14 protein-coding genes are annotated in these 13808 nt (G+C 55.4%); 8 read left to right on the top strand and 6 right to left on the bottom strand.

Annotated elements, in window-relative coordinates; genetic code table 11:
- Positions 1-580 precede the first annotated feature (580 nt).
- The 6 genes from OHL20_RS24665 to OHL20_RS24640 all read right to left on the bottom strand — a co-directional run bounded on the left by OHL20_RS24665 (position 581) and on the right by OHL20_RS24640 (position 6273).
- Positions 581-1219, bottom strand: coding sequence for a hypothetical protein (locus OHL20_RS24665; RefSeq protein ID WP_396272932.1), 639 nt, complete (start codon positions 1217-1219; stop codon positions 581-583).
- 462 nt (positions 1220-1681) lie between these two features.
- On the bottom strand, positions 1682-2014 hold the full coding sequence (locus OHL20_RS24660; RefSeq protein WP_263385966.1) for a hypothetical protein: 333 nt from the start codon (positions 2012-2014) through the stop codon (positions 1682-1684).
- Complete coding sequence (locus OHL20_RS24655) at positions 1998-2609, bottom strand: ParA family protein (RefSeq protein WP_263385965.1); 612 nt, start codon at positions 2607-2609, stop codon at positions 1998-2000. Before OHL20_RS24655 ends, OHL20_RS24660 begins: the two co-directional genes overlap by 17 nt.
- A 59-nt stretch (positions 2610-2668) precedes the next feature.
- Positions 2669-3664, bottom strand: coding sequence for an ArdC family protein (locus OHL20_RS24650; protein ID WP_263385964.1), 996 nt, complete (start codon positions 3662-3664; stop codon positions 2669-2671).
- Between the two features lie 622 nt (positions 3665-4286).
- Positions 4287-5834: a ParB/RepB/Spo0J family partition protein gene (locus tag OHL20_RS24645; protein ID WP_263385963.1), complete on the bottom strand. Its 1548-nt coding sequence runs from the start codon at positions 5832-5834 to the stop codon at positions 4287-4289.
- Positions 5835-5919: 85 nt separating this feature from the next.
- The gene (locus OHL20_RS24640; RefSeq protein WP_263385962.1) at positions 5920-6273 is read right to left on the bottom strand and encodes a single-stranded DNA-binding protein; all 354 of its coding nucleotides are present in this window, start codon (positions 6271-6273) and stop codon (positions 5920-5922) included.
- 494 nt (positions 6274-6767) lie between these two features.
- On the opposite strand from OHL20_RS24640, the gene OHL20_RS24635 reads away from it, so the two are divergent.
- The 8 genes from OHL20_RS24635 (at position 6768) to OHL20_RS24600 (ending at position 13791) form a co-directional block, all read left to right on the top strand.
- Positions 6768-7487: an SOS response-associated peptidase gene (locus OHL20_RS24635; RefSeq protein ID WP_263385961.1), complete on the top strand. Its 720-nt coding sequence runs from the start codon at positions 6768-6770 to the stop codon at positions 7485-7487.
- 135 nt (positions 7488-7622) lie between these two features.
- Positions 7623-8048 carry a LexA family protein gene (locus OHL20_RS24630; protein WP_263385960.1) on the top strand — a complete coding sequence of 142 codons (426 nt, stop codon included), beginning with the start codon at positions 7623-7625 and terminating at the stop codon, positions 8046-8048.
- A 5-nt stretch (positions 8049-8053) separates the two neighbouring features.
- Positions 8054-9325 carry a Y-family DNA polymerase gene (locus OHL20_RS24625; protein WP_263385959.1) on the top strand — a complete coding sequence of 424 codons (1272 nt, stop codon included), beginning with the start codon at positions 8054-8056 and terminating at the stop codon, positions 9323-9325.
- Positions 9297-9791, top strand: a complete 495-nt coding sequence (locus OHL20_RS24620; RefSeq protein WP_263385958.1) for a putative toxin-antitoxin system toxin component, PIN family — start codon at positions 9297-9299, stop codon at positions 9789-9791. The genes OHL20_RS24625 and OHL20_RS24620 overlap by 29 nt, the downstream gene beginning before the upstream one ends.
- On the top strand, positions 9791-10120 hold the full coding sequence (locus OHL20_RS24615) for a toxin-antitoxin system HicB family antitoxin (protein ID WP_263385957.1): 330 nt from the start codon (positions 9791-9793) through the stop codon (positions 10118-10120). The genes OHL20_RS24620 and OHL20_RS24615 overlap by 1 nt, the downstream gene beginning before the upstream one ends.
- A gap of 57 nt (positions 10121-10177) precedes the next feature.
- Positions 10178-11170 (top strand): hypothetical protein, encoded by a 993-nt coding sequence (locus OHL20_RS24610; protein ID WP_263385956.1) that lies wholly within the window; start codon positions 10178-10180, stop codon positions 11168-11170.
- Positions 11171-11701 carry a hypothetical protein gene (locus OHL20_RS24605; RefSeq protein ID WP_263385955.1) on the top strand — a complete coding sequence of 177 codons (531 nt, stop codon included), beginning with the start codon at positions 11171-11173 and terminating at the stop codon, positions 11699-11701.
- Positions 11698-13791 (top strand): hypothetical protein, encoded by a 2094-nt coding sequence (locus OHL20_RS24600; protein WP_263385954.1) that lies wholly within the window; start codon positions 11698-11700, stop codon positions 13789-13791. The genes OHL20_RS24605 and OHL20_RS24600 overlap by 4 nt, the downstream gene beginning before the upstream one ends.
- Positions 13792-13808: the final 17 nt, after the last annotated feature.

Genomic DNA, 13808 nt, shown 5'->3' with positions numbered 1-13808 from the left:
CCTCATGCTTCCTTATATAGGGAGACGCGGAAGCCCACTGTTTTCGACGCGGAAGCCCACTTTACGCTACTCGGAAGCCCACAATCTCATACTCGGAAGCCCACATTGCACTACCCGGAGGCCCACCTGTGACCGTGGAAATCTCCACAGCCTGCGGACATACGCGGAAGCCCACTGCTTGATTGGTCATACGCGGAAGCCCACCTCATTGCGCTTTGATCGGCTTGTCATTTCTGACATCACATTCGCGTATACAAACCTAGCCTAGCCTTTGCCCTGTTCTTCGAGAAATACGCGGAAGCCCACCTTTAGGGGTTGAAATGCCCTTATTTGCTGGATGAAGCTCTTAGCGGATATGTATCTCTATACGCGGAAGCCCACCTTCCGCACTCGAAGAGAGGTTGAAAGGATTATTGAGGGCAAAAAAAGTCGTAAACAGGTGTCAAAAAAGCTATGGGGTGGGCTTTGGCGTATACAGCACTCTAAACGTCTAAAAGCCTAGAAGACTGCGAGGTGCTTGAATATAACGTAGGTGGGCTTTCGCGTATATAGAATCTTAGCCTTCTAGACCGTTAGCAATCTACAGCTTGCGTACGCGGTTCTTGGTCACATCGTCGTCAAGCATTCCCGCACTGGCTTTTGCTACCCACAATCCCCTTGGGTCTTCTTTTACCTGAGCAGCGGGCCAGAGAATCTTGAGCACCTTGATAGCTTTCCGAAGATGCTGGCGGATGCGATACGGGTTAGAGTCGGTTTGCGGAAACTGATCACTCAAAGCATCCCAGGGGATAATTGATTCGCTCGATGCCGCATAGCAACGGTAATAGAGCCAGAAAACGAGATCCTGGACAGGAGTCGGCCCCTTCAAATCCAACCAGAGGCGGCGGGGCATGACGATGTTGTGCTTCTTGATGTCTTGGAAGAGCGGAGCATGAAGGAGAACTCCAAAGCGATCGCCCATTTCAGGTAAGCTCGCTTGCTTGGTGTCGCCGGCAATGGAGTTCGGAAGATAGGCGCGGGCGATCACAGGGAATGTATCGAGCGCGGTTGCTTCAGTTCCCTTCCGCGAAATGCTGATAACCAAACCCGCGATTCGGGAGAAACGCTCCTTGATTTGCTTGTTCGTTCGTCCACCCTTCTCCAAACCCATTTCTCGGCCAAACTCTGCGGCACTCGACCAAGGAACAAAAGGGCTGTCATTGCGGATAGCACGATCCAAGAGCCAAAAGAGCAGCTTGCGGTCGGCTCCGTGGGGTAGACCGATTCCGTCCGCCGTTGCAGAGAAGGTAACGGCAAGCGTAGTACCGTCGCCTAGACGAGCGCGCCGTGTGATTTTGGTCTCCTTTGTAGCGCTATGCGGAAGGGTGCAGAGAATCATTGCCTGGGCGAGCTTGATGTATTCGTCCCCGAGCGTTTGGTCGCGTCCTGATACCGCGAGGTCCGCCACCCTGTCGCTTGTGTTTAAACGGGCAGCCTCACGCTCTGCTGAATAGTCTCTAGCGCCATCTTTTTTCGAGACCTTTGCTAACTTCTTCGGAGGTGATGGCACGAGGCTCGTGGAGCTGGGGACCTGAACTGTTCCCTGTGACGGCGTTGGTTCACTTCGGAGATCGTCAACAAAGGTCTTGCTGGCTATCGATGAAAGACGTTCCATTGGTCCTCACTTCTAAATGCTAGAACACTAGCGTGCTGACCGCTTAGCCTCTTTAGCAAGCCATGCCGTCAATAGGTCTTCTGCCAGGTCAGACATGTCGCGTGGATCATCGCTGGTTTTCAGCATGTAGTCGCATTCAGCGTAGGTTTTCTTGCGGACGTAGAAGGTCCTACCCTGATAGGCATCATCCTTGCTCTTTGCCAAAGATTTTGTTTCTCCCTTAGGAGCAGACGGTCGGCTCTTCGAAGCGGTATCGTTTGCTTCAATGGGTGTGGACTCACTTTCATCGGGCTGAGGACGTTTACGAGGGGCGAGTAGACCTTCGAACTGGCTACCAGTGGTCTTAGTGGGTGTGGCCATACGCTACGATTTCCTTTCCTGTTGAGACGTACGCTTCCCAGGCGCGCGCAGCGCGTGGGTCATCTACTGCGGAGACTATTACGCCTGCCGCCGCTGCCTTCTCAAACGCTTTTAAGAGTGGAATGCTTACCTTGAAGGCGGGAATCCCAGCTTTCTCCAAGGCGGTACGCAGATTTGTCGCTTCGGCCTGCGGTGGCGGTGGTGCCTTGGTGATGAGGACGCGGTAATTGTCGGCCTTCATCTCCGCAAGCGCTTCGATGGTTTGCCGCAGCCCATCGCTGTCCATCGTGGCGGGAACGGCGGGGATGACGAGTAGGTCACAACCCTCAGCAAGGGCTTTCAAGTCTGCATCGCTCGGTCTCTGCCCGGTGTCGATCACCGTGTGCTCAAACTCTCGTGCGAGTTTAACCGCTGAACGCACGTCAGCGATGCGATACGGCAGGCCTTGGCCGCGTTGTGCCCATTCGGTTGCGTTGCGGGTACCATCTCCATCGAGAAGTAAAGTAGTGCCGAGTGTCTGGAGATACGCGGCTATGTGGATCGCCGTCGTGGTCTTCCCGACTCCTCCCTTGAAACTGGCTACAGCAACATGCATGGTGTGCCTTTCTAACCTGTTGGGTGGGTAGATGGTTAGAGCATCAGCATACTAGAGGTCTAGGCCGCTAACAATTCAAAGTGTTGGAAAGAGGGTGCGCCAGTATCTTCGGCGCTTCCCTCCCCTTCCTCGGCGTTCTGGCCTTCGAAGCTGTGGCCGGTGATAAGGTCCACGGCGCGTTGGGCGTTAGCTGCAGCCTGGACGATCAAGCGGTTGTCCTGCTCAAGCTTGCTGATCCAGTTCTGAATGTAGGCAGTGGTGTTCCGCTCGGTGTGCTTTGTAGCGATTCCGGCGATGGCGCAAAGGAAAGCGGCTCCGGTCTCTGCAACCAACTCCTCCTTGCTGTAAAGCTCATCACCAAATTGGTTGCTGATGCTACGGGCTAAACGGCTTTCGTGGCCGGTGCTATGCACCAATTCATGGAAGAGTGTCGCGTAGTAGTGGGCTGTGTTGATGAAACGGAATCGTGCGGGGAGGTGGACCGAATCCGTGGTGGGACGATAGTAAGCGCGTCCTTCGCTGGCTACCTCGGTACGAATGGTCGGACGGCCAGCCCAGGCGCTAACAATCGCTTCGCAGGTCTCATCGGTGTCGATCGGTAGCACGGGTGCCGGTTCAACGGTCGGGATGGTTAATCCGTCGCATTGCTCTACGTTGAAGACGGTGTAGTAGGTGAGGATGAACGGAGCGCGGTCGTCTTCCTTGCTACCCTTTTTTGTGACGGGTGCATCGTCTGACTTGTCTTTCCGGTTTTGAAGCTGTTTATAAAAGACGATCTGCGAGCCCTTTTCACCCTTGCGGACGCTCCCGCCCAACTCCAACGCCTGCTTGAAGGTCAACCAAAAAGGGGAACTGAAGCGTGCGCCCCAGAGAAGGAAAACGTTCACGCCTCTGTAGGGTTTGCCGGTGGTGAAGTTGCGAGGGAAGTTGCCGCCGTCGAACGTGGGTGCTTTCCATGGCTTTTCCCACGGAATGATGCCGTCCTTCAGGCTGGCAATGACGCGGTCTGTAACGATCTGGTAAACGTTGGGCCGTTCGGCAGTTGTCTTCTTCATTTCGTCTCCTGACATGGGTTGTGTGGCTGAGCGGGTTGGGCGGTGTTCCTGCACCACCAATGGCTTAATGATAGCACGCTAACAATCTAAATGTCTAGCAATCTAAGATGCTATTACATCTTAATGCCCTGCATTTGAATGGTTGGGCTGTGGCTGTTCTCACAGACACGCCTTGGCCCTGGCCCACGCCAGCAGGGGCGGCAAGTGCAAGAGCCGGATTCCTTTCCCGAAGGGCGGGCGGTAGTTCGCCCGGTCTGCACAAGCGCAGCGCGGAAGATAAAGGTGGCTCTTGCGCGCGCCAGGGACGGAGTCCCTCAGGAAGGCCTGGTCTCCGCATCGCGCGGTACGCGCTCAACTTGCTTGGGGGCGTTACGGGTATTTCCGTTGGGATAGAGATGGGGAAAGGAACTACCCTTCCCGTCCGGACCGTTCAAGTGCTTAGAACACTAGCAATTTGGATGGCTAAATGGCTGACCACGGCAGACCACACCAGATGACTACTTCCGTTAAACAGATATTAGAGAGCAAACCGGACATGCGTGATCAGAGATGCTGGTTTCGAGGGTTGAGATCGTCACTGGGAACGGAATGTGGAAGCCGGTAGCCCGGCCTCCACACCGGATTACGCTTTCGGTCTGCTGGATTTCTTCGTCGGTATCTTCAATGCCCTCTTGTTCGTAGCCTTCGGTGGCAACAGGGGCAGAATGGGTTTCGGAGCTGTGAAAAGAGAAAGTGCTTCCTTCAAAAGGTCGCGCTCCTCGGGTTGAGGAACGTCTACGTGACTCCCGAGGGCCAGTTCCGCAAGGAAGCCCATCAGGGAAGACGGCATAAGGGAGTCGATTACCTCGGCACATACGTCATCTGAGGCCATGTTGACCGTTTGATCGTCATCCAGCCGTGCTGCAACCCGCTCAAGTGAGTTTTCTAAGTCACCGATTACAAGCGCCTTCAGAAGAAAGCGCATCTGCTGTTCGGTCGCCGTAGAAGGGAAGCGCAGGATGAGGGCGCGGAGAGCCTTCTCCCGCTTGTCTCGCTGCTGTTGCCGTTCCTCGCGCTCGCATAGGGCCTCCTGCTGCCGCTGCTCGAAGTCCGGCGCCGGGGTAACGGTGTGCCTTGGACGGTGAACGGGACATTCTTGAGCGGCGCAGATGGGCAGACGCTTCCCGATGCTGTCTCCGTACGTGATGATGGCGGTTGTTGCATGGGAGCACACTGGCTGTGTGGCCTCGCCTGAGCCTTCCTTGGGGGTCTGAACGCGCCGGTAGTCATTGGGGAGTAGTTGTCCTGCCGAACGCTCGTTGGCGGGCCTCCATTCGGTGCTGATCTGTACTAACCCAGGGTTGGCAGCGATCTCTCGTGCGATAACTGCCGCGACCTTGCTTCCGTAGCAGGCGGCGTCAAGGCAGTGGTCGGCCTCCACATCCGCAAAGAGTTGTGTGTTGAACCCGGTGCGGCGTGGGCAGGTAAGGCAAGCCCCGGCCTCGGCGTTCAAGGTGGGGTCGTCGGTAGGGAAGGGAGCCTCCGCCAGCGCTAAATACAGATTGGTGTCGATCCATGCGGCGAGATGCTTCGCGGGTAGGAGATGACCTTCCTTGTCCTGCCAGTCCTTGCGGAAACAGTTCTTGAATGCCTCGGCCTGCTGCTCCGGCGTGAGTCGCGCAATCAGGTTGGCGTGACTGGCGGTGATGCGTTCCTGCTGAAAGGCATCGGCTACGTCTGGAATGAGTTGTAGCAGTGAAAGCCGCGCATAGATGTGGCTCTGGCTCTTGCCGCACTTCGAAGCTAGGGCTGCCACGTCGTAGCCGGGAAAGTCTAGAAGCCGCTGATAGCCGGTCGCTTCCTCGTAGGGGTGAACGTCCTGGCGCTGTGCGTTTTCAACGATCTGAATTTCGATGGTTTGCTCGTCTGAAAGTTCGAGGATGCGGGTCGGCACGTCAGCCAAGTCGGCGATCTGCGCGGCACGGAATCGTCTTGCACCTGCGACGACTTCGAAGCGTTCTCCCTTGGGTCGCACCGTGATGGGCTGGATAAGGCCATGAATAGTAAGGCTTTGGGCAAGCTCGACCAGCTTGGTCGGCTCGAAGGTACGACGGGGATTGGTGCTGGATTCGTCCAGCATGGAAAGAGGGAGGTTCCGGTATCCTGATTCTGCAATCGCTGCGGTGTGCATGCCTTGTCACTCCTGACTGGGGTATATGCATCGTGGATGATTGGGGGCAGTGTTCCTGCACTGCCCCGCTAAGCCTTCGCGCTGCTTACTCGTCCGTGTCGGTCTCAGTCCTGATAGCAACCCGCTCAATGGCTGCGGCCAGGAACTCGGTTTCGTAGAACTTCACGGTCTCGGTGCCGATCTTGCGTTCGTAGTTGTTGTTCCGAGCCTCGGCCTCGACGTACACGCGGTCTCCCTTTCTGAGCTTTTCTGCGTACTTGCGGAGATTGCCGAAGACAACGATGTTCTGCCAATCGGTGCGGGTCTGCCGGTCGCCCGAGTTGTCCGTCCAATGTGAAGAGACGGCAATCGAGAAAGTGACGGGCGCGGTGCTGGCGGCCTGTTTGGCGTCGGCTCCGAGATAGCCCATTAATGCGGAACGGTTCAGGTTGTTGATCATGGTGTTCTCCTGTGTTGCTCAATGGTTAGGTGGCTAAGCTGTTAGCCGTTTAGGTTGTTCTTGCATTTGAATGGTTGGGCTGTGGCTGTTCTCACAGACACGCCTTGGCCCTGGCCCACGCCAGCAGGGGCGGCAAGTGCAAGAGCCGGATTCCTTTCCCGAAGGGCGGGCGGTAGTTCGCCCGGTCTGCACAAGCGCAGCGCGGAAGATAAAGGTGGCTCTTGCGCGCGCCAGGGACGGAGTCCCTCAGGAAGGCCTGGTCTCCGCATCGCGCGGTACGCGCTCAACTTGCTTGGGGGCGTTACGGGGTGTCCCCGTTGGGATGGGGAGTCTCCGAGACAGGGGCGGTCGTTCTTGCCGGTCCTGGCTGGGAGCTGGGGAAGGGAACCGCCCTTCCCCGTTCCGAAGGTTCAAGTGGCTAGAGCACTAGCAGGCTGAATGGCTCCATACACGGAGCCCACTCTCGCTTACCCTAAAGCTGGAGATTTGAAATCATGTGTGGCCGTTATGTTCGTAAAGGCGATAAGCAGAAACTGGCGGAGCATTTTCGGGCGCGGCTCAACCCGCCTGAGCTTCCAATGCCGGATGCTGACTATAACGTAGCGCCGACGACCCATCAGCCAATTGTTCGGCAGAGTCGAGAAACGGGCGACCGAGAGTTGATTCTCGCTCGTTGGGGTCTGGTGCCATTTTTCACGAAGGATCTTAAGGACATCAAAGGCCTGTCTACGATCAATGCGCGTTCGGAAACGATTACCACGGCTCCAACGTGGCGAGAACCTTTTAAGAAGCGTCGCTGCCTTGTGCCAGTTTCCAGCTTTTACGAATGGCCAAAAGAAGGCAAGCCGCCTAAGCAGCCCTATGCCTTCGAACTGAGCAATGGAAGCACATTTGCGCTTGCAGGCTTGTGGGATGCCTGGAAAGACAAAGAGGGGCACTGGCTGCAGTCTTTCGCTATCGTGACGACTGAGGCAAATGAACTAATGAGCCGGGTCCATCCGAGGATGCCCGTTATCCTCCACCCTCGCGACTACGACACATGGCTGGACAGGGAACAAACCGAACAGCTCCCGGTCGATCTGCTGCGACCGCTCGACTCCGACGAAATGGAGATGTTCGAAGCCAATCCCAAAGTCGGCAACGTCCGAAACAACGGCCCGGAACTCCTGCGAACCGCCGTTGCTGCTGCTGAAGATGGGGCTTTACCTCTCTAAAAGTTTATATATTTAGAAATTCAAAACGATAAAGCGATATAATTTGATGTATATAGATGCCCTGATTTAGAGTGCCAGTTACTATCTTTCGCTTTTCCTTCGCCCTTCCTGCTATACCTGACATAGGAGGCCGCGATGAGCTTGCAATTGGTGGAATGGACCACAAACTGGCCTCTAGTCCTACCGTACTTTGATGGAAGCGTTCCCGCAGGCTTTCCCAGTCCAGCAGAGGATTACCTTGAAACACCGCTCGACCTCCACGACTTCCTAATCGACAACAAAGCCGCCACGTTCCTGATGCGGGTCGATGGCGACTCCATGAGAGACGCCGGCATCCTCGACGGCGATCTCCTGGTCGTGGACCGTGCCGCGAAACCTGATAATGGCTGCGTTGTGGTCGTGGCCGTCAACGGTGAGTACACGGTGAAGCGCCTGCGTCGTGGTCCCGATTGCGTGTGGCTCGAACCCGCCAACCCTCGATACCAGCCGATCCGCGTTTCGATTGGGGAAGATCTTCACGTCTTCGGCGTCGTCAAACACGCCATCCACACCTTGCGGTAAACCTGATGGGCGAAGTCTTCGGCCTCATCGACTGCAACAACTTTTACGTCTCTTGTGAGCGCGTCTTCCGGCCCGATTTGGAAGGCAGACCGGTTATCGTGCTCTCGAACAACGATGGTTGTGCCGTGTCTCGAAGTGCGGAAGCGCGACCTTGGGTGGCAATGGGTGACCCCGTGTTCAAGATACGGGACATCATCAAGCGCGAAAACATAGCGGTCTTCTCAAGCAATTACGCGTTGTACGGGAGCTTGTCTGAGAAAGTCACTTCTACTCTGCTGTCGATGGTGCCCACTATTGAGACTTACTCCATAGATGAAAGCTTCCTGAACCTGGGCGAGTTCGGCGAGAGGGAAGTGGAGCCTCTTGCGCGTGAGCTGCGCGACCGCGTTCATCGCTGGGTGGGCATCCCGACGTGCGTTGGCATCGCACCGACGAAGACACTGGCGAAGGTGGCCAACTTCATCGCAAAGAAGCGACCGCAGTACGCGGGCGTCTGCGACTTGCGCTCTGCCTCGGTACGCGCCGAGCTGCTGCCCACGGTACCCGTCGATGAAGTCTGGGGCATCGGTGGAGCATCGGCGGCGAAGCTCGCCAAGCTGGGTGTCCAGACGGCCGCCGATCTCGCGGCCCTGAACCCTGACGACGCTCGGGCGCTGATGACCGTGACGGGTGGCCGCACCGTTTACGAACTGCGCGGAATCTCCTGCCTGCCGCTGGAGCTGATGGAACCGACTCGGAAGGGAATCGCCGTCACTCGCAGCTTCGGCGCTCCGGTCATCTCCTGGCAGACTATGCGTGAGGCCATCGCAAGCTACGCCACCCGCGCAGCTGAGAAGATGCGCCGCTACAAGGTTGCCGCCGAAAACATCTTTGTCTTCATGCACACCAGCACCTTCAACAACGATCCCTTTTACTCGAATGGAGCCTCCGCAAGGTTCGTGGAAACGACCAACGACACCGGGGAAGTGGTCGCCCTCGCCATGCGCCTGGGCGAACGGCTCTGGCGGGACGGCTTTCGCTACTCGAAGTGCGGCGTCATGATTACGGAGCTGCTGCCCGAAACCATCCGGCAACCGGCCCTCTGGGGCGAGCTGGACCGTGATCGCAGGGAACAAGCCTGGAAGGTCATGGACAAGCTCAATGCCACCCTCGGGCGCGATACCGTCCGCATCCTCGGGGGAGGGCCGAAGGATGCCGCATGGAAGCTGAAAGCTGAGCACCGTTCACCGCGCTGGACTACGCGATGGGATGAGCTGCCGAAAGTCACTGCAAGATAACTATAATGGTGCCGCCCGTGGTACCATTCTGTCCGTGCGGATAGTCTTCGATACGTCGTCGTTGATCACTGCACTTCGTTCAAACAGAGGAGCTGCCGCCGAAGTTTTGCGCCTTGTGTTGTCGGGAGACCTAATGATTCTGATGGACTACAAAATTGCTGCAGAATATCGGGATGTAGCGCTCCGTCCGGAGCACCTGGCAGCTTCTCGACAAACGAGTAGAAAGATTCTGACCCTTATAGAGGCGTTGGAGGAGCTAGCGGAACCGGTCCAAGTGTCTATAAAGCCACGTCCGTTATCAAGTGATCCTAACGACGACATGATTCTAGATGTGGCTATCAACGGAAGGGCAGATGCACTGGTTACCCAAAACGCCAAGCACTTCAAGCGTCCTGGCAATCAGTACGGAATACTTGTTCTTTCTCCTGTTGAGCTCCTAACGGCTCTCCGGAAAGGTGAAATGTGATGGCGACAGAACCCCGCAAGGCAGCGTCGGGCGAAAGGTTTCCTCTAAGGCTCATGCCTTCAATCCGAAAGAACGCCGAAGCGTTTTCGGAGAAAGAAGGTGTGTCTTTGAACCAGTTCATTAATGTGGCCGTAGCTGAAAGGCTTGCTCATCTAGAACACGATGAATGGGTACATAATCGAAAATTGCCAAACAGCGCAAAAATACTCGAAGCAATGAATGTTTTAGATCAACTCGGCAGCGACTTGCCAGACAAGGGCGATGAGTTGCCCAAGGACTATTTACCTCAACGTCGCTCTGCTTCGCCACGGAAGAAGCAACGAGCCTAGCCGCCCTACTCCTTCTCTCGCGCATGGCGAGATGCAACACTGTTTAGAAGCTCGATAGTGTCCTCCTTGTCTGCCATGCCTTCTATTGACGAATACGCGAAGTGTTTGAGTGGTTTGTCCGCTTCTGTCTTTGAGACAGAGGTATGCATTCATCTGGAACGCACTGTCAGTGGCTTCCAACGGGTACCAGCCAAACCGCAAGGAGACGGGGGCTTAGACGGCTTCTCGCATAAGGGCAAAAAAGCGTACTGCTGCTATGGTCCCATCCCCAACTCTTTCAAGAAGTTGAAAGATCTGGAAAAGGCAATCATCTCGAAGTTTTCTGATGATCTGCTTCGATTATGCGAGCTGACGAGCAAAGCTAAAAAGCTCCTTCATGCAGAGAACAAAGCACTGCCCAGCATACTTCCGGCAGGCGCCAAGATCACAGAAATTGTGCTGATCTGCAACTGGTTCGAAAGTCACAAGGTCATTGGGCCGATCCACACTGCACTTGCCGCCTTTGTTCAAGCGAGTCAAGGCACCTTCGTTGCTGCCGGTGTAGATGTCCAGATTATCGGTCCAACGGAGTTCTCCCAACGGTACTTTGCTGATGAACTGGCTCTATATGCTCTCCAGAGCAGGGTGATGGCAGACAAAGTCAAGACATCGGCAGATGCCATCGCTCTTCTACCACCACAAGGCTTTGATGCCAAAATCGCTACCTTGAAGCTGATCAGGCCGGGGAAGGAATCCGCCATAGATGGACTCGCAGAGGACTTCCGCCACGACTGGCGGGTAAATCTTGCTTTTGAACAAGAACTAGATGAGACACTGCCTGATTTGCATCGGGCGCTGCAGGAGGGGCGGAGAAGAATTCTGACGCGGGTCAATCAGCGAATGCTGAGCTCTACAGAACCGTGGAAGGAGTTGAAAGACATGGCGACCGAGGCGCGAGAGATCCTTGCCGTCGAGTTCGGTCCTTATGCATCGATGATTGAAGACGTGAGCAACGGTGAGATCGCAAGGTTAATAGGCCTGTGCCCCATTGACTGGGAAAAGGTGTCCTAAATGGAAAATCTAACGGCGATCGACAAGCTTGCTGACTTGTTACATGACCATGCCAAGCCTGTAGTTCGCCCTCAACGCCTAGCCCCTTCACCGATCTACGACCTTGACTACAGAATGACGATCATAGCGCTTGGAATTAGCATCCACGGCAAGACTGAAGCTGACGGTTCGTTGCGCATTGAGTCGGCAAGACTAAAGCTGGTGCAATTCGTAGCGCAGCGCCCAATCCTTGTTCGTGCGCTTCAACGATGGGCGCGCTCCATTAATGGATCAGACTTCCTACCTGGTTCTTCTGAGCGTCTTCGTCGAGGCTACACGGGAGACAGCACGTACGATCAGGTTGTGCAGTTTATGGTGGCAAACGGCATCTTGCGTTGGGATCGGAAATATCTGCTCACCATTCCCGGCAACCTCTTCTTGGCTCACGTGCTGGAATCTTCTGAGCGAGAAGGTATGTTCACGCCTGAACGAGCTGTGCTTCAAGAACTGAAGAGCATCCGAATAACCGTGTCTATGCTGGAGGGGCAGTGATCCGATTGACTTTTATCGCGGTTCGCGGCACCTCAGACAAAGGAGCGTTTGAGGGGCACCTTAACCTTGGGGCAGGGGTGCAGGTCATTTCTGCGCACAATTCCTACGGAAAGTCCCTTGCCGCAAAGGCAGTCGCTTGGTGTCTTGGCGTGGAGGTGATGTTCGGAGTATCGCCGAACGACGCCGCCTATTTCCCAGACGCTGTTCTGGACGAGATCGACTTGCCAATAGCGACTGGAGCTAAGGTTGAGAGTTCAGAATGTTCAATCGGACTCCTGCACTCGGATGGTCGGTCTCTGATCTTGACTCGTCCCGTGGTTGGTGAAACCACACAAATTGAAGTCACGGAACAGAGCCCTGACGGAGAGACTCGGCGCAGTGTCATGCAAACGCGGCGCAAGACAATGCAGGACGTTGCAGGCGGTTTCCAGCACTTCTTTTTCGCATGGATGAACTGGCCGAGAACAAAGGTAACAACCTTTCGAGGCGAGCCATCTGAAATTTACCTTGAAAACCTGGCACCTTCGTTTTATATCGAGCAAAAGGAAGGATGGACGGCAGTACAGGCTCTCCAAGTCAGTCGCTACTCTCAGGTTCAGATTGGGGAGATTGCTACCGAATATCTGCTTGGGGCTGTAGACAATATCGCTCTTCGAGTTTTTCAACAGGAAGCTGCTCAACAGCGAGCTGTCCTGAAAGAATCTGCCGAGGATGTTGCTGGTCGCGTAAACGCGCTCTTCAGCGCGCGAGGCTGGGGGGTATCCTGGTCGAGTCACGGGACCATCAGCAGTATTGCCAAAAGGTGGCGAGAGAGCAGCCTGCTAGAGACACTTAAGGCTGGTGCCAGTGTTGATCTGGATGCCCGCATTACCTCTTTAGCGAGCCGGATAGTCAATCTTCGGAAAGCTCTGACAACAGACCCGATTGACCCAAATGATCTCTCCACGATGGCAGCGGTTTCACAGCAGGCCATCGAGCTGAAGAATGAACGCCATCGGTTGAATGTTGATCTGAACGCATTGAAGCTTCAGAGGAAGCAGGCTGCTGAATTGGGAGGCAGTCTCGACGGACGGATACAGTCGGCTGTGGACCTATTGCGATTGAAAAGCACAGGTGTTGGCCGTCTAGACCATGTTGAGTGCCCAACGTGTCATCGGGATCTTGATCCGTCTACATTCGCGCTTACTAGGCAATCGTCAGTAGAGGTCGAGGCACATATAGAGGGGCTTCGGAGAGATCGTTCGTTGATGAAAAGCAACGAGACAGGTATACGGCTTGCAATGGCGGCGCAGGCTGGAAAGCTCGCCGTAATCGATGAGAAGCTGAAAGAGGCTGATCAAACGATAACCTCGGTAGCGGATGCTATCGGAACTGTCCGTGAGCAGCTAACGCGTCGGGCGGCAGACCTGTCGGCGGCAGAGCGAGAGCAAGACCGTGTTGTCGAGGTGAAGAAACAAATTGCCCAGCTTCAAGGAGAGGTCGATGCGTGGATAAAACGAGTAGACGCTATAGATTCCTTGAATGAGGTGAGAACGGATGTTCTCTCTCGCAAAGCCCGCTTCGAAGAGGCCTTGGTTCGCTACATTCGTGAACTTGGCCACAATGGTGTGACACCGGAAAACCTCGATAAGGTGCGCCTTGACGATAACTATGTGCCATTTTTAGGGGCGCGCCGCCTCCATGCACTCGGCTCGGCTAGTGATCAATCTCGTCTCGTCGCTGCATACAGCATGGCCTTAGCTGACGCATCTCTGGGGTTAGGGGGTCTCCACCCAGGTTTCGTTCTTCTCGATGAGCCGCTACAGCAGAATCCGGATGACGAGCATCGCGAGTTGCTTTTCAATTCGTTAACGAACGAGCTTTCAAAGCTGATGTTTCAGCTAGTGATTTTCACCTGGTTGCCCCCAAACGATATCGAACGACTTCGAAAGGCTGGCATACAGGTGATCGAGCCTAGTGGTAAGCATTTCCTGCGCATGGCGGAGGCTCCCCCACCCGGTGAGCCTGTAGAAAAAGATGAGGTGGGGATCGCCCCCAACGAAGCAACGGCTGACCAAGCCTCCCTTTTTTCGGAAGACGACTCGATTTGATAGCCACTCAAGCCGAT

Source organism: Granulicella arctica, assembly GCF_025685605.1.
Taxonomy (GTDB): domain Bacteria; phylum Acidobacteriota; class Terriglobia; order Terriglobales; family Acidobacteriaceae; genus Edaphobacter; species Edaphobacter arcticus.
Note: the sequence above shows the minus strand (reverse complement) of the source record. Positions and strands in the feature narration are given on the sequence as shown.

Bases quoted from the DNA above. Each gene is read 5' to 3' on its own strand.
- OHL20_RS24630 (WP_263385960.1), top strand. From the start codon at position 7,623: ATGAGCTTGCAATTGGTGGAATGGACCACAAACTGGCCTCTAGTCCTA.
- OHL20_RS24620 (WP_263385958.1), top strand. From the start codon at position 9,297: ATGAGCTGCCGAAAGTCACTGCAAGATAACTATAATGGTGCCGCCCGT.
- OHL20_RS24605 (WP_263385955.1), top strand. From the start codon at position 11,171: ATGGAAAATCTAACGGCGATCGACAAGCTTGCTGACTTGTTACATGAC.
- OHL20_RS24635 (WP_263385961.1), top strand. From the start codon at position 6,768: ATGTGTGGCCGTTATGTTCGTAAAGGCGATAAGCAGAAACTGGCGGAG.
- OHL20_RS24660 (WP_263385966.1), bottom strand. From the start codon at position 2,014: ATGGCCACACCCACTAAGACCACTGGTAGCCAGTTCGAAGGTCTACTC.
- OHL20_RS24650 (WP_263385964.1), bottom strand. From the start codon at position 3,664: ATGAAGAAGACAACTGCCGAACGGCCCAACGTTTACCAGATCGTTACA.
- OHL20_RS24625 (WP_263385959.1), top strand. From the start codon at position 8,054: ATGGGCGAAGTCTTCGGCCTCATCGACTGCAACAACTTTTACGTCTCT.
- OHL20_RS24655 (WP_263385965.1), bottom strand. From the start codon at position 2,609: ATGCATGTTGCTGTAGCCAGTTTCAAGGGAGGAGTCGGGAAGACCACG.
- OHL20_RS24615 (WP_263385957.1), top strand. From the start codon at position 9,791: ATGGCGACAGAACCCCGCAAGGCAGCGTCGGGCGAAAGGTTTCCTCTA.
- OHL20_RS24640 (WP_263385962.1), bottom strand. From the start codon at position 6,273: ATGATCAACAACCTGAACCGTTCCGCATTAATGGGCTATCTCGGAGCC.
- OHL20_RS24645 (WP_263385963.1), bottom strand. From the start codon at position 5,834: ATGCACACCGCAGCGATTGCAGAATCAGGATACCGGAACCTCCCTCTT.